The organism is Pantoea cypripedii, from assembly GCF_011395035.1.
GTDB lineage: Bacteria > Pseudomonadota > Gammaproteobacteria > Enterobacterales > Enterobacteriaceae > Pantoea > Pantoea cypripedii_A.
On record NZ_CP024768.1, the window covers coordinates 629,154 to 643,883 of the forward strand.

Here is a 14,730-nt window from a genome sequence, read left to right on the forward strand (position 1 = left end):
CCCTTTGGCTTAGGAGATCTATGTTAAACGATTGGGACTGCATTATTTTTGATGCAGATGACACGCTGTTTCACTTCGACGCCTATGCCGGTCTGCAACGCATGTTTGCCGGTTATGATGTGCAATTCACCGATCAAGACTACGCCGATTATCAGGCGATCAACAAACCGCTGTGGGTCGATTATCAGAACGGTGCAATTTCGGCCTTGCAGCTACAGACGCGCCGTTTTACCGGCTGGGGTGAGAAGCTCAGCGTAGCGCCTGAAGTGCTGAACCACGGTTTCCTCACCGCGATGGCTGAGATTTGCCTGCCTTTGCCCGGCGCGGCCAGCTTGCTGAACGCGCTGCACGGTAAGGTGAAAATGGCGATCATCACCAATGGTTTCACCGCCTTGCAACAGGCGCGACTGGAACGCACCGGCTTCCGTGATTATTTTGCCACGGTGGTGATTTCAGAGCAGGTGGGGGTGCCGAAGCCCGATCGCGCCATCTTCGATCACACGCTGGAGCTGCTTGGCAATCCGGCGCGTGAACGTGTGCTGATGGTGGGGGATACGCCGGAGTCGGACATTCTCGGTGGTATCAATGCCGGATTGAAAACCTGCTGGCTCGATCACGGCACACGTCCGCTGCCGCAGGACATTATCCCAGACTGGCGGGTGACATCGCTGGCGGAGCTGGAGAACTTACTGACGCAGCGTTAAAAGTATCTATTCATCATTGAGATGATTCTGCGTCTGAAGGCCCGCTGAGCGGGCCTTTTTTTATGCTAGAATCTATTCATTAATCTATTCATCGGTGGGGGCGGGATGGCCGATATCACTTCACAGCTGCTGGATGGCCCGTTAGGCGCGCCCGAGCTGGTGCGTCGTCTTGGTATCAGCCAGGCAACGCTGTCGCGCCAGTTACGTCAGCAGGACCAGGTCATCAGATGGGGTAAAGCGCGCGCCACGCGCTATGCCCTGCTGCGCCCGCTGCGTGGCGAAAGCCGTTTTCCCCTCTATCGGGTGCTGCCGTCGGGGCAAACGGTGCAGACCGGTTGGCTGGTGCGTACCTGGCCGCAGGGCAGTTGCCTCCATCTTGATGAGCAGGATAACGGGACCTTTTACGAAGGATTGCCGTGGTTTCTCAGTGATATGCGTCCGCAGGGTTTTCTTGGACGGCTTTGGGGACGGGAGAATGCGCAATCCCTTGGGCTGACCGAGGATCTGCGCGTCTGGAGTGATGAACAGTGCCTGATGGCGCTGACGGTCACCGGCATGGATATGCCAGGCAATTGCCTGCTGGGCGCTACCGCGTATCAGCGCTGGTTGCAGCAATCAGCGCCGGTAGTGCTGTGCGCCGGGCAAAAAATCATGCGTTATCCGCAGCTGGCGCAGCAGGTGCTGGACGGTGATGAAGTCGGATCGTCGGCGGCGGGTGAGCAGCCCAAATTTCTGTGTTACGCCGAAACCACATCCGGTCAGCGCCATTGTCTGGTCAAATTCACCGTGGCGCGCCAGAGCGAAAGCAGCCAGCGCTGGCGTGATTTGCTGCGTGCGGAGGATCAAGCGCTGCGGCAACTGGCGGCGGCGGGGCTGGCGGCGGCGCAGAGCCAGATTATCGAACAGGGCGGCCAGCTGTTTCTTGAAGTCCAGCGTTTTGATCGTGAAGGCGAGCGGGGCCGTCGCGGCATGTGTTCCCTTGAGGCGGTCAGTGCCGAATTTTTAGGGCGGCAGCAGCACTGGCCCGATGCACTGCGCGAGCTGGCACACCAGCAACGCGTTGATGAGGCATCAGTACATCGTGGCACGCTGCAATGGGCCTTTGGCCGCCTGATCGCCAATAGCGATATGCATGCCGGGAATCTGTCATTTTTTACGGGTGGCGATCGGCTGCAACTGACTCCGGCTTACGACATGTTACCCATGGCGCTGGCCCCGAATTCGCTGGGGCATATGCGCGACGAGGTAAATTTAACTCTCGATTTCTCGTTGCCGGGTGATATCTGGCGTACTGCCAGTGCGATGGCGAAAAGTTACTGGCAGACGATTGCAGCCGAGGGGGCGTTTAGTGACGGATTCCGGCAGATTGCGCGCCAGGCGCAGCAACAGCTGGCTGCGCTGGATGTGACCATCGAAAAAATGGCCTAAGATTTAGTCTCTTCGGTGGTCGTCTCTTCTTCTTTATCTTCCTTCACCGGTGTACTGGCGGTGAGCAGGAACGGCGATTGCTGCCAGCGGGTACGACGGTCGCGCAGCAGGGTACGGGTCAGGATGATGCCGATCGCCAGCGCCAGCAGCATCATCAGGCGCAGAATATTGGTGGTGTTATCTACCTGGCGCGATTCGGTGACCAGCACGTGGGTATCCAGCGTGACGCGCAGAAAACCCAGCGGCCCCTCTTTCCCGTTGAGCGGCTGCACAATTTGATGGTTGAAGTAACTGCCGGCGCGTTTGCCGTCGAGTGCCAGGCGGTCGCGTACATTGATGTTTTCACCGCTGTGTGCCACCAGGCTGCCATCATCGTCATAGACGGAGGCATCAAGAATACGGCTGTTATCGGTGAGTTGATTCAGTACGGCTTCAATCTGCGGGCGATTATCGTCGCTATTGTCCATCAACGGTTGCAGGCTGAACGCCACCTGTTTGGTCAGGGTACGGGCGAGTTCATCCACCTGTTCGGAACGCGCCATTTGATGGCCGAGACTGAACCAGGATGCCCCCTGCATCAGCACCACTAACAGGGCCAGCGAGATAAGAACAATCACCGTGCGGTGCAGGCGAAATTTCAGTGCGGTTTTTACCATCAGAAACCCGTGTGACATAACAACAGAAAGCCTGGCAATTATGTTGCCAGAACCCGCGCAGACAAGGTAGCCTCTTGCGTGGTTTTGTTGTCCCTACAGGAGCTGTAATGCCAAATCGTCTTACCTGGTGCGATCTGCCTGCCGATGTGTCTCTTTGGCCGGGCTTACCCCTTTCCCTCAGCGGTGATGAAGTGATGCCGCTGGATTACCGTGCCGGTCGGACAGGCTGGTTACTGTATGGGCGCGGGCTTGATAAACAAAAGCTAACCGACTATCAGCATCAGCTGGGTGCGGCGATGGTTATCGTCAGCGCCTGGAATGTCGATGAGTACCAGGTGATACGTCTGGCCGGCTCCCTGACGCCGCGCGCCATGAAACTGGCGCATGATGTGGGTTTTGATGTCGCGCCACTCGGCAAGATCCCCCATCTGAAAACCCCCGGCTTGCTGGTGATGGACATGGATTCCACCGCCATTCAGATCGAATGCATCGATGAAATTGCCAAACTGGCAGGCAGCGGCGAGCGCGTGGCGGAAGTCACCGAGCGTGCAATGCGTGGTGAGCTGGATTTCAAAGCCAGCCTGCGTGAGCGTGTCGCGACGCTGACCGGGGCGGATGCCAATATCCTGAAGCAGGTGCGCGATACGCTGCCGCTGATGCCGGGTCTGACCACGCTGGTGCAAAAGTTGCAGGCGCTGGGCTGGCAGGTGGCGATTGCCTCTGGCGGTTTCACCTACTACGCCGATTATCTGCGCGACACGCTGCATCTGGCGGCGGCAGTAGCAAACGAGCTGGAAATGCGCGACGGCAAGCTGACAGGCCAGGTAGTGGGGCAAATTGTTGATGCCCAATTTAAAGCCGATACCCTGAACAATCTGGCGCAGCGTTTTGCCATTGCGCCGGAGCAGACCGTGGCGATTGGCGACGGTGCTAACGACCTGCCGATGATTAAAACCGCAGGCCTGGGTATCGCCTATCATGCTAAACCTAAAGTGAATGAGCAGACGGAGGTTATTATCCGCCATGCTGACCTGATGGGGGTGTTCTGCATCCTGAGCGGCAGCCTGATTCACGAAGAGCGTTAATTAAGGAACTGATTTGGCCAAAGCGGCAAAACGCGCGTTCGTTTGTAATGAATGCGGCGCTGATTATCCGCGCTGGCAGGGGCAATGCAGCGCCTGCCACGCCTGGAACACCATCACCGAGGTGCGCATTGCGGCCTCACCTGCGGCCGCGCGTAACGAACGTCTGAGTGGCTATGCCGGTAGCGCGGGCACCAGCCGGGTGCAGAAGCTCTCCGAGATCAGCCTTGAGGCGTTGCCACGCTTCTCCACCAGTTTTAAAGAATTTGACCGTGTGCTCGGCGGCGGCGTGGTGCCGGGCAGTGCCATTCTGATTGGTGGCAACCCCGGGGCCGGGAAGTCGACGCTGCTGTTGCAGGTGATGTGTAAGCTGGCGGAGGGGATGAAAACCCTGTATGTCACGGGCGAAGAGTCACTGCAACAGGTGGCAATGCGCGCCCATCGTCTGGGATTACCCACCGAAAATCTGAATATGCTGTCGGAAACCAGCATCGAGCAGATCTGCCTGATCGCCGAGCAGGAACAGCCGAAGCTGATGGTGATCGACTCGATCCAGGTGATGCATATGGCGGAGATCCAGTCTTCGCCCGGTAGCGTGGCGCAGGTGCGCGAGACCGCAGCTTATCTGACGCGTTTCGCGAAAACGCGTGGCGTGGCGATTGTGATGGTGGGACATGTCACCAAAGATGGCTCGCTGGCTGGCCCCAAAGTGTTGGAACACTGCATCGACTGTTCGGTGCTGCTGGATGGCGATGCCGATTCACGTTTCCGCACCCTGCGCAGCCATAAAAACCGCTTTGGTGCGGTGAATGAGCTGGGAGTATTCGCCATGACCGAGCAGGGCATGCGCGAGATCAGCAACCCGTCGGCCATCTTCCTGTCCCGTGGTGATGAGGTGACCTCGGGCAGTTCGGTGATGGTGGTTTGGGAAGGCTCGCGCCCCTTGCTGGTGGAGATTCAGGCACTGGTCGATCACTCGATGATGGGTAACCCGCGTCGCGTGGCGGTTGGCCTGGAACAGAACCGTCTGGCGATTCTGCTGGCGGTGCTGCATCGCCACGGTGGTTTGCAGATGGCGGACCAGGATGTATTCGTGAATGTGGTCGGTGGCGTGAAAGTCACCGAAACCAGTGCCGACCTGGCGTTACTGCTGGCGATGGTCTCCAGCCTGCGCGATCGTCCACTGCCGCAGGATCTGGTGATCTTCGGTGAAGTCGGGCTGGCGGGGGAGATTCGTCCGGTGCCAAGCGGCCAGGAACGTATTTCAGAAGCGGCCAAGCACGGCTTTAAGCGTGCCATTGTGCCTGCGGGCAATGCCCCCAAGAAACCTATCGACGGTATGAAAGTTTACAGTGCGAAGAAGCTGGCCGATGCGCTGGCGATTCTGGATGAGCTGTAAACCGGCCTGGTCGGCATGAATGCCGACCCTACGTTCGTGCAAAATATTTGTAGGGTCGCCATTTATGGCGACCTCATTACTTTTCATGCAGGAGGCACGCAGTGTCATCATTTGACTACCTGAAAACCGCCATTCGCCAGCAGGGCCATACGCTGCAACAGGTGGCGGATGCCAGCGGGATGACCAAAGGCTACTTAAGCCAGTTGCTGAATGCCAAAATCAAAAGCCCCAGCGCACAAAAGCTGGAAGCGCTGCATCGCTTCCTCGGGCTGGAATTTCCGCGTCGGCAGAAAACGGTCGGCGTGGTGTTCGGGAAGTTCTATCCGCTGCACACCGGGCATATTTATCTGATCCAGCGCGCCTGCAGCCAGGTGGATGAACTGCATATCATCATGGGACATGACGATCCGCGCGATCGTGAGCTGTTTGAAAACAGCGCCATGTCACAGCAGCCGACGGTCAGCGATCGTCTGCGCTGGCTGCTGCAAACCTTTAAATACCAGAAAAATATCCGTATCCACTCGTTCAATGAAGAGGGGATCGAACCGTATCCGCACGGCTGGGATGTGTGGAGTGCAGGGGTGAAAACGTTTCTGGCACAGCAAGGGATTGAAGCAGATTGCGTTTACACCAGCGAAGCGCCGGATGCGCCGATGTATCAGCAGCATCTGGGGATTGAAGCGGTGGTTGTCGATCCCAGTCGATCTTTTATGAGCATCAGCGGCGGGCAGATTCGTCAGGATCCGTTCCGCTACTGGGAATATATCCCCACCGAGGTGAAACCGTTCTTTGTGCGCACCGTGGCTGTGCTGGGTGGTGAATCGAGCGGTAAATCGACGCTGGTGAATAAGCTGGCGAATATCTTTAATACCACCAGTGCGTGGGAATTTGGCCGCGATTATGTCTTCTCCCACCTCGGCGGGGATGAGATCGCGCTGCAATATTCCGACTACGACAAAATTGCGCTCGGCCAGGCGCAGTATATTGATTTCGCCGTCAAGTACGCCAACAAGGTGGCGTTTATCGACACCGATTTCATCACTACGCAGGCGTTCTGCCTCAAGTATGAAGGACGCGAACACCCCTTTGTGCAGGCGTTGATTGATGAATACCGTTTCGACCTGGTGATCCTGCTGGAGAATAACGTGCCCTGGGTGGCGGATGGATTGCGCAGCCTTGGCAGCTCGGTCGATCGACGCGAATTCCAGTCGCTGCTCATCACCATGCTGCGCGAGAACAATGTTGAATTCGTGCATGTGAAAGAGGATGACTACGACACGCGCTTCCTGCGCTGTGTCGAGTTGGTGAAGCAGATGCTGGGGGATGGTGTCCCGCGTTAAGCAAAGCCGGGCATGATGCCCGGCAAGGATTTTAATGCGTCGCCAGTGCGCGCAGCGTATTCACCCCTTTTTGCCGCACCAGCAGCGCCAGCAATAACATGCCTGCCAGCGCCAGCACACTCGCCAGCACAAAAGCGGTGTGATAGCCGCCACCATACTGAATCAGGAAGCCGGTAATCCCCGGTGACAGAATGCCCGCCAGATTCGCCAGCAGATGAACGAAGCCACCCGCGGTGCCAATGCGACCTGCCGGGACGATATCCTGCAACAACGACCAGCAGGCCTGCGGCGTCATATAAGCAAACACGCTTGCCAGCGTAATCAGCGTCACCGCTGTTACCAGGTTTTGGCTCCAGGCGGTGAGCATTACGCACAACGCCGCCACGGCCAGACCGACAAAGATCACCAGCTTGCGTGACAGCAGGAAGTTCTGGGTGCGGCGAAACAGCATGTCACACACCACGCCGCCACCAAGAAATCCGACAGTGGCACCGAGCCACGGCAGAATGCCGATGATACTCATGCTTTTGATATCCAGATGCTGGAAATCGGTCAGGTAGCTGGGCAACCAGGAGAGGAAGAAATACTGGATGTAATTGAAGCAGAAGAACGCACTGGCGACGCCCAGCACCGGCAGTGAGAGGACATAACGCCACAGCGAGTGGTTATCCTGTTGCGGCGTGCTGGTGGTTTGGCTGGCCGGACGCTGCTGCATAATCAGCTGGCTTTCTGCCTGGCTGACACGCGGATGCTGCTCTGGTTTGTCGCGGAACAGCAGCAACCAGCTGGCGACCCAGATAAAGCCCAGCGCGGCAATCACCACAAAAGCGATACGCCAGCCATAATTCAGCCCCACCAGACCGACGATCGGTGCGGCAATGGCGGCCCCCAGCGGTTGCCCGGCGTTGGTAAAGCCGACGGCACGGCCAACCTCCTGGCGCGGGAACCAGTTGGCAATCGATTTATTGGTGGTGGTGCCCATTGGGCCTTCGCCGATGCCGAACAGCATACGCACGATCAGCAGATGGCCAAAGCCGGTGACCAGCGCCGTTGCGCCGCAGAACAGTGACCAGATAGTGGCAGCCCAGGCATAGACGCGACGTGGACCAAAGCGGTCAGCGCCCCAGCCACCGAGGAAGCAAAACAGGCAATAACCGATAAAAAAGCAGCTGAACAGAATGCCCATCTGCGCATCATCAATCCCCAGATCCTTTTTCACCAGCGGTGCCATCACCGACAGGGCCGCGCGATCGAGATAGTTGAGCATGCCAGCGCAGAACAGCAGCAGGGCAATGACCACACGATAGTTTTTAAACATGACGCTGCACTCCCTGCTGATCAATCTGCTGATGGGTTAAGCGATATTCCCGCAACACCTGTTCATCGGGTTGATAACCGAGGCCAGGACGCTGGCTCAGGTTAAAACTCACCTCCGCAGGCAGGTCGGGATAGAGTGGGACGGCAAAATCGATCCACGGGATCTCCATTTTGACGCTCTCCGGCAACGCGGCCACCAGATGCGCCGTAGCCAGCATCCCCGCGCCGTAATAGAAGCAGTGTGGCACCACACGGACACGATATTGCTGTGCCAGCTCGAACACATGCAGGGCCGCGGTGATGCCCCCCACTTTGGTGACGCTGGGTTGCACCACATCGACGGCACCACTTTCCAGCAGATTGACGAAGCCAAAATCGCCATCGACATTTTCACCCGCCGCCAGCGGCACGCCGACGCGACGTAACTGGGCCAGGCCGTCAAAATCATCCGGTGGCCAAATCGGCTCTTCCAGCCAGCCCAGGTTCAGCGACCGCAGTTGGTAAGCCTGCTGACTGGCCTGCTCGCGTGTCCACGGGCAATTGACGTCCACCATCAGTTGCACATCGGCAGGCAGCGCGGCGCGTGCGGCGGCAATGGCGGGCTGGGCGGTTTCATGCAGTTTCATGGTACGGAAACCCTGCTGGTGGGCGCGCTGGACCTGAGCGGCGACTTCCTGCGGGTCGTTGGCGTAGCTCACCAGGCTGGCATAACGCTCGATGCGCTGCCGTGTGGCTCCCAGCAGTTGCCACAGCGGCTGCTGGCGCTGCTGGCCGAGCAGATCCCACAGGGCGATATCAATGGCCGATAACGCGTAACGTACCGGACCGCTGCGACCAAATGCATGCAAAGCCTGTTCGGCACTTTGCATCAGTGCGGCGATGGCCTGTTGGCTGTCGGGCAACTCCCGTTGCAGGAAAAACGGTGCCACCAGGCTGGACAGCGCCTGCTCGGTCACCGGATTAGCCAGATGCCCAAAACCTTCACCCCAGCCAACCAGGCCGTTGTCACTGGTCACTTTTACCAGCAGCGTTTCCATCCGGCTGAGCGACGGCGAGGCGGCGTTAAAGGTGGTTTCCTGCTCCGCTGGTGGGCGTCGATGCGCATCGAATGGGATCGCGATACGCATCACTTCGATCATAGTTATTTTCATGCCATAGACCTCGATAGGGGTAACGCCCGGCGTGAATAGTTATGAAGAATGCCGGGACAGAGAGAGATAAGTCAGGTCAATAGCGAGTATAAAAAGCGGGCAAAGCGGCGACATCGGGCAACAGCCCAGGAGTGAAAGCGGATTCAGGCGAGTTTTTGGGCCGATCAACGGCGTGTGGTGCAGGGGATCACAAATATGGTTTAAAAATCAAATCAGCGCGATAAATCGCGCTGCTACGGAAGGTGCAATGGGGGTAGCGGCGCGATTTATCGCGCAAAACAAAGGCACCGTGAAAGGTGCCTTTGGTCATCGCGTTAGCGTGCTTACTTCGCCATACGTTTGTACTTCATACGCTTCGGCTCCAGTGCATCGGCGCCGAGGGTGCGTTTTTTGTACTCTTCGTATTCGGTGAAGTTACCTTCGAAGAACTCCACTTTACCCTCATCCTGATAATCGATGATATGGGTAGCGATACGGTCGAGGAACCAGCGGTCATGCGAGATCACCATGGCACAGCCAGGGAATTCCAGCAGGGCGTTTTCCAGCGCGCGCAGGGTTTCGATGTCGAGGTCGTTGGTCGGTTCATCGAGCAGCAGCAGGTTGCCGCCTACCTGTAACAGTTTTGCCAGGTGCAGACGACCGCGCTCACCGCCAGACAGCTCGCCAACGCGTTTGCCCTGGTCGGTGCCTTTAAAGTTAAAGCGACCGACGTAGGCGCGGCTTGGCATTTCGGTGTTACCGATACGCATAATGTCCTGGCCGCCAGACACTTCTTCCCACACGGTTTTGCTGCCATCCATCGCATCACGGAACTGATCAACGGACGCCAGCTTGACGGTTTCGCCCAACTCAATGCTGCCGGAATCCGGCTGTTCCTGACCCGACATCATACGGAACAGGGTCGATTTACCCGCGCCGTTCGGTCCGATGATCCCGACAATCGCGCCTTTCGGCAGCGAGAAGGAGAGATCATCAATCAGCACACGATCACCATAGGATTTGTTCAGATGGCTGACTTCCACCACCTTGTCACCGAGGCGTGCGCCTGGCGGAATGAACAGTTCGTTGGTTTCGTTACGTTTCTGGTATTCGGTGCTGTTCAGTTCTTCAAAGCGTGCCAGACGGGCTTTGCCCTTCGACTGACGGCCTTTCGCGCCCTGACGCACCCACTCCAGCTCTTTCTCAATCGATTTGCGACGTGCGGCTTCAGATGAAGCTTCCTGCGCCAGACGCTGATCTTTCTGCTCCAGCCAGGAGGAGTAGTTACCTTCCCACGGAATACCTTCACCGCGGTCCAGCTCCAGAATCCAGCCAGCGACGTTGTCGAGGAAGTAACGGTCATGGGTGATCGCCACCACGGTACCTTCGAAATCGTGCAGGAAACGTTCCAGCCACGCCACGGATTCTGCATCCAGGTGGTTGGTGGGTTCGTCGAGCAGCAGCATGTCTGGCTTTTCCAGCAGCAGACGGCACAGCGCCACACGGCGGCGCTCACCACCGGACAGGTTAGCAATTTTCGCATCCCAGTCCGGCAGACGCATCGCGTCAGCCGCACGGTTCAGCTGAGTTTCGAGGTTGTGACCGTCGTGCGCCTGGATCACTTCTTCCAGGCGGCCCTGTTCGGCGGCCAGCTTGTCAAAATCGGCATCCGGGTCGGCGTACAGCGCGTAGACTTCGTCGAGACGCTTCAGTGCGCCTACCACTTCGGACACCGCTTCCTCAACGGATTCACGCACGGTGTGTTCCGGGTTGAGCTGCGGCTCCTGCGGCAGGTAGCCGACTTTGATACCCGGCTGCGGGCGTGCTTCCCCTTCGATATCTTTATCAATCCCGGCCATGATGCGCAGCAGGGTAGATTTACCCGCGCCGTTCAGGCCGAGGACACCAATTTTTGCCCCAGGGAAAAAGCTGAGAGAAATATTCTTCAGAATATGACGCTTCGGCGGAACCACTTTGCCGACGCGATGCATGCTATAGACGAATTGAGCCACGTTGTATGGAACTCCTGGTCTGTGGAGGTGAACGTCAGATGCTGAAGTTTAGCCGTTTTCCCGTGGTATTCACAGCCACGCAGCGGTGAAACTCGCCGGAAGTGGATAACTGATTGATTCTCACTCAGCCGCCGGACTATGCTGCCTTTTTGCCTGAAAACCGGAGGAGCTGCGATGAGAGTGCTGATAGCTGCGGATGAACATGCCTGGGGCGGATTGATACCGTCGATTCGTCAGACATTACCCGACGTGGAGTTTGTGGCGTCTGCCGGTCATGCGGCGGAAAGTCTGGCGGGATTTGACGCGCTGGTGCCCGGCATGTGTCGGGTCGATGCGCGACTGCTGGCCACCGCCGACCGTCTGAAACTGATCCAGCAGGCGGGGGTCGGGCTGGAAGGCGTCGATATCGATGCGGCAAAGAAGGCGGGCATTATGGTGGCGAACGTCCCTTCCGACCATTCCGGCAACGCTGATTCGGTGGCGGAACTGGGCATCTGGATGATGATTGGCCTGGCGCGTCGCCAGCAGGAAATAGCCCAGTGTCTGGCGCAGCAACGCCTCGGGCAACCCATCGGGATGGGGCTGATGGGGAAAACCGTGGGCCTGGTAGGGCTGGGCGGCATTGGTAAAGCGCTGGCGAAGCGTCTCGCGCCCTTTGGCATGCGCATGATTGGCGTGAAACGTGAAGCTGATGAGGCCTTTGCGCGTCAGCATCAGCTCGACTGGGCGGGCGGTATCGGCCAGTTGCCGCAGCTGCTGGCGGAGTCTGATTTTGTGGTGTTGAGCCTGCCGGATAGCGCGGAAACGCACCACATCATCGATGCCGCCGCGCTGGCGCAGATGAAACCGGAAAGTTTCCTGGTAAACCTTGGACGTGGCGGCCTGATCGACAAAGCGGCGTTTCTTGCGGCGCTGGAGAACAAAACCCTGGCCGGTGCCGGTTTAGATGTGTTCTGGCAGGAGCCGCCGGACCCGAACGATGCGGTATTCCGTCACAACGTGATTGCCACGCCACACATCGGTGGCGTCACCGATATCTCACTGGCAGGCAATATCAAAGGGGTGTGCGATAACCTGCGTCGTCTGCGCGATGGCGAAGCGGTGGTCGATCGCTGGGCCTAACCACAACACAGCTTCACCTCTGCCGCCTGCATCACTTTCAGTAACGCGGGCGGCGGCGGGCTGTCACTCACCAGGATATCAAACAGCGAAAAATCGCCGATGCGGGCAGGCAGCACCTTGCCGTATTTGCTGCTGTCACCCACCATGATGCGCGTCTGCGCCCGTTGCAATGCCAGATGTTTAATCGGCAGCTCATTCAGGTTGTAGCAGGTCGCCCCCTGACGCACATCCATCCCGGCGGCGGAGATAAAAGCTTTGGTCGGGCAGAGCGCGTCCAGCACCGTGACCTGCTCCAGCGGGGTAAACACCGCGTTGTCGGCATGAAATTCCCCACCCGATAAAATCACCCGGCAGTTCGGTTTCTCCTTCAGCGCCAGAAAGGTATTGATGGCGCTGCAAATGGCGGTGAACGGCAGGTCATTGTCGATGGCATCCACCACCAGTGGCAGCGTGGTGCCGCAGTCAAAAAATACCGTATCGTCAGGCTCAATTAACGCCGCTGCATACTGGGCCAGCTGCTGCTTTTTGCTCACGTTGAGGTTCTGCTGGTCGCTGACAAAGTAATGCGCGATGTGCTGACGCGGGTCACGCATGATATAGCCGCCCAGCAACACCACGCCGCTGGCGGGCGTGGGCAGATCGCGGCGGATAGTCATTTCCGACACGCCCAGCAGCTGCGCGGCTTCTTTCAGATGCAGTTTATCGGTGCGCTTCAGCGCCTGCGCCAGGCGGGTGATGCGGTCATCGCGGCGGGTTTCCATAGTCGGGCATTCGCTCAGCAGAAGGTGAATTCGATGATGGTCTTGTGGAGATAGACATTAAGTTTTTTCTTGCAGATTAACAACCTGCCTGACTGTCACAAAAATGTCACGAAACTTCCCCGCCAGCGGGACGATAACCGTGGTGACGTTAGTCGATAACGTTTCATTTTCCCCTCACCAGGTATCAGATCTTATGAAGCTCAATCATTTCAAAATTGGTCAGCGGCTGGGTTTCCTTGCCACGCTGCTCTTGCTTGCGACCCTGCTCATGGGGCTGCGCGGATTGCAGGTTAACCTGCAAGCGCTGAACAACAATCAGGAGGTGATGGCGCGGGAAGTGTTGATTGCCGAGAGCATCGACACCGCCCGTAGTGCGCAGGTGCAATTTAAAATTCAGGTGCAGGAGTGGAAAAACACGCTGCTGCGCGGCAACCAGGGCCAGGATACCTTTAACAAATACAAAGCGGCCTTTTTGCAGGAAAGCAAAACCACTCAGGCACTGCTGACTAAGCTGGGCCATATCCAGACGGCTCTGGGTTTACCGGAGGGTCCGGTGGAACAGGCCCGCACTGTACACGCCGGGCTGGAGAGCAAATATCTGGCGGCACTGGATAACTACGTCATCAGCGATATCACCAGCGCAGCGCGCGTTGATCATCTGGTCACCGGCATCGATCGTGCGCCAACTCAGCAGATCGATGACCTGGTGGCCGCCACGTTGCAGCGTGCGCAGCAGATGCATCAGGCGATTGAAGCCAGCAATCTGGCACATTATCAGCAGACACGCTCGCTGTTGCTGATAGCCATGGGTTGCATCCTGCTGGTGGGGTTCTTTGTGACCTGGTGGCTGATCCAAAGCATTACTCGTCCGTTGCAGCAGGCGATTGCGGTGGCGAAAACGGTGGCTGGCGGGGATCTGCGCACGCAGATTCAGGTAGCGGGACGTGACGAAACCGCCCAGTTGATGGCGGCGCTGCGCGACATGAACGGCAACCTGACACGTATCGTCACCGGCGTTCGTGCCGGGACGGAAGCCATTGCTGATACCACCGGGCAGGTGGCACACGGCAGTCGCGAGCTGTCAGCGCGTAATGAAGCTCAGGCCAGCGCCCTGGAGCAGACGGCGGCGTCGATGGAGCAACTGACCTCGGTGGTGAAAAACAATGCCGACAACGCCCGCCACGCCAACGATATCGCCCGTGACACTCGCAAGCGTGCCGGTGAGGGAGGCGAGGTGGTGGAAAAAGTGGTGGAGGCGATGGAGGAGATTCATCAATTCTCGCGCGAGATCAACGAAATTGTCACCGTGATCGACGGCATTGCCTTCCAGACCAATATTCTTGCGCTGAACGCGGCGGTGGAAGCGGCGCGTGCGGGCAATGATGGACGCGGTTTCGCGGTGGTGGCTTCTGAAGTGCGGGCGCTGGCGCAGCGTTCGGCCTCGGCCGCGCGGGATATCCGTGGCCTGACTGATCGTTCGGTCGGCTTGATTGCCCAGGGCAACTCGCTGGTGAAAGGCGCAGGTGTCTCGATGCAGGAGATTGTCGAAAGCGTGAATCAGCTGTGCGAACTGATGGAGAATATCTCGGCGGCCAGCGCCGAGCAGAGCGTGGGTATCGGGCAGGTCAATCTGGCGGTGACCCATATGGATGCGGCCACCCAGCAGAACGCCACGCTGTCGCAGCAGTCGGCTCAGTCGGCGCGTGCGTTGGATCAACAGGTGGGTTCGCTGGTGGAAAATGTCAGCGTCTTCCAGCTGGAGAGTTAACATGTTACACG

12 protein-coding genes are annotated in these 14,730 nt (G+C 58.1%); 7 read left to right on the forward strand and 5 right to left on the reverse strand.

Annotated elements, in window-relative coordinates:
- The first annotated feature begins 20 nt into the window (after positions 1-20).
- Positions 21-704, forward strand: a complete 684-nt coding sequence (gene yjjG / locus CUN67_RS02880; protein WP_208713925.1) for a pyrimidine 5'-nucleotidase — start codon at positions 21-23, stop codon at positions 702-704.
- 105 nt (positions 705-809) lie between these two features.
- Positions 810-2,132 (forward strand): type II toxin-antitoxin system HipA family toxin YjjJ, encoded by a 1,323-nt coding sequence (gene yjjJ, locus CUN67_RS02885; protein ID WP_208713926.1) that lies wholly within the window; start codon positions 810-812, stop codon positions 2,130-2,132.
- Here the strand turns inward: yjjJ and CUN67_RS02890 are convergent.
- Positions 2,129-2,788: a YtjB family periplasmic protein gene (locus tag CUN67_RS02890; protein ID WP_208713927.1), complete on the reverse strand. Its 660-nt coding sequence runs from the start codon at positions 2,786-2,788 to the stop codon at positions 2,129-2,131. The two genes, yjjJ and CUN67_RS02890, sit on opposite strands and share 4 nt — an antisense overlap.
- A gap of 107 nt (positions 2,789-2,895) precedes the next feature.
- Between CUN67_RS02890 and serB the strand changes: the two genes are divergently transcribed.
- The 3 genes from serB to nadR all read left to right on the forward strand — a co-directional run bounded on the left by serB (position 2,896) and on the right by nadR (position 6,609).
- A complete protein-coding gene (serB, locus tag CUN67_RS02895) occupies positions 2,896-3,873 on the forward strand; it encodes a phosphoserine phosphatase (protein ID WP_208713928.1) in 978 nt (325 codons plus the stop codon).
- Between the two features lie 13 nt (positions 3,874-3,886).
- Positions 3,887-5,269 (forward strand): DNA repair protein RadA, encoded by a 1,383-nt coding sequence (gene radA / locus CUN67_RS02900; protein WP_208713929.1) that lies wholly within the window; start codon positions 3,887-3,889, stop codon positions 5,267-5,269.
- Positions 5,270-5,370: 101 nt separating this feature from the next.
- Positions 5,371-6,609, forward strand: coding sequence for a multifunctional transcriptional regulator/nicotinamide-nucleotide adenylyltransferase/ribosylnicotinamide kinase NadR (gene nadR, locus CUN67_RS02905; protein WP_208713930.1), 1,239 nt, complete (start codon positions 5,371-5,373; stop codon positions 6,607-6,609).
- Between the two features lie 31 nt (positions 6,610-6,640).
- On the opposite strand, the gene CUN67_RS02910 is transcribed toward nadR, so the two are convergent.
- The 3 genes from CUN67_RS02910 to ettA form a co-directional block, all read right to left on the reverse strand.
- Positions 6,641-7,927, reverse strand: coding sequence for an MFS transporter (locus CUN67_RS02910; RefSeq protein ID WP_208713931.1), 1,287 nt, complete (start codon positions 7,925-7,927; stop codon positions 6,641-6,643).
- A complete protein-coding gene (locus CUN67_RS02915) occupies positions 7,920-9,077 on the reverse strand; it encodes a mandelate racemase/muconate lactonizing enzyme family protein (protein WP_208713932.1) in 1,158 nt (385 codons plus the stop codon). The genes CUN67_RS02910 and CUN67_RS02915 overlap by 8 nt, the downstream gene beginning before the upstream one ends.
- Before the next feature lie 323 nt (positions 9,078-9,400).
- The gene (ettA, locus tag CUN67_RS02920) at positions 9,401-11,068 is read right to left on the reverse strand and encodes an energy-dependent translational throttle protein EttA (protein WP_208713933.1); all 1,668 of its coding nucleotides are present in this window, start codon (positions 11,066-11,068) and stop codon (positions 9,401-9,403) included.
- Between the two features lie 174 nt (positions 11,069-11,242).
- On the opposite strand from ettA, the gene CUN67_RS02925 reads away from it, so the two are divergent.
- Positions 11,243-12,190 (forward strand): 2-hydroxyacid dehydrogenase, encoded by a 948-nt coding sequence (locus CUN67_RS02925; protein ID WP_208713934.1) that lies wholly within the window; start codon positions 11,243-11,245, stop codon positions 12,188-12,190.
- On the opposite strand, the gene deoR is transcribed toward CUN67_RS02925, so the two are convergent.
- Complete coding sequence (gene deoR, locus CUN67_RS02930) at positions 12,187-12,951, reverse strand: DNA-binding transcriptional repressor DeoR (RefSeq protein WP_208713935.1); 765 nt, start codon at positions 12,949-12,951, stop codon at positions 12,187-12,189. The two genes, CUN67_RS02925 and deoR, sit on opposite strands and share 4 nt — an antisense overlap.
- A 193-nt stretch (positions 12,952-13,144) precedes the next feature.
- Here deoR and CUN67_RS02935 point away from each other — a divergent pair, with 193 nt between their 5' ends.
- On the forward strand, positions 13,145-14,719 hold the full coding sequence (locus CUN67_RS02935) for a methyl-accepting chemotaxis protein (RefSeq protein WP_208713936.1): 1,575 nt from the start codon (positions 13,145-13,147) through the stop codon (positions 14,717-14,719).
- The last annotated feature ends 11 nt before the right edge of the window (positions 14,720-14,730 follow it).

What these genes read in the sequence shown, in the direction of transcription:
- yjjG (WP_208713925.1), top strand. Translation starts at nt 21, where the DNA reads ATGTTAAACGATTGGGACTGCATTATTTTTGATGCAGATGACACGCTG.
- yjjJ (WP_208713926.1), top strand. Translation starts at nt 810, where the DNA reads ATGGCCGATATCACTTCACAGCTGCTGGATGGCCCGTTAGGCGCGCCC.
- CUN67_RS02890 (WP_208713927.1), bottom strand. Translation starts at nt 2,788, where the DNA reads ATGGTAAAAACCGCACTGAAATTTCGCCTGCACCGCACGGTGATTGTT.
- serB (WP_208713928.1), top strand. Translation starts at nt 2,896, where the DNA reads ATGCCAAATCGTCTTACCTGGTGCGATCTGCCTGCCGATGTGTCTCTT.
- CUN67_RS02910 (WP_208713931.1), bottom strand. Translation starts at nt 7,927, where the DNA reads ATGTTTAAAAACTATCGTGTGGTCATTGCCCTGCTGCTGTTCTGCGCT.
- CUN67_RS02915 (WP_208713932.1), bottom strand. Translation starts at nt 9,077, where the DNA reads ATGAAAATAACTATGATCGAAGTGATGCGTATCGCGATCCCATTCGAT.
- CUN67_RS02925 (WP_208713934.1), top strand. Translation starts at nt 11,243, where the DNA reads ATGAGAGTGCTGATAGCTGCGGATGAACATGCCTGGGGCGGATTGATA.
- deoR (WP_208713935.1), bottom strand. Translation starts at nt 12,951, where the DNA reads ATGGAAACCCGCCGCGATGACCGCATCACCCGCCTGGCGCAGGCGCTG.
- CUN67_RS02935 (WP_208713936.1), top strand. Translation starts at nt 13,145, where the DNA reads ATGAAGCTCAATCATTTCAAAATTGGTCAGCGGCTGGGTTTCCTTGCC.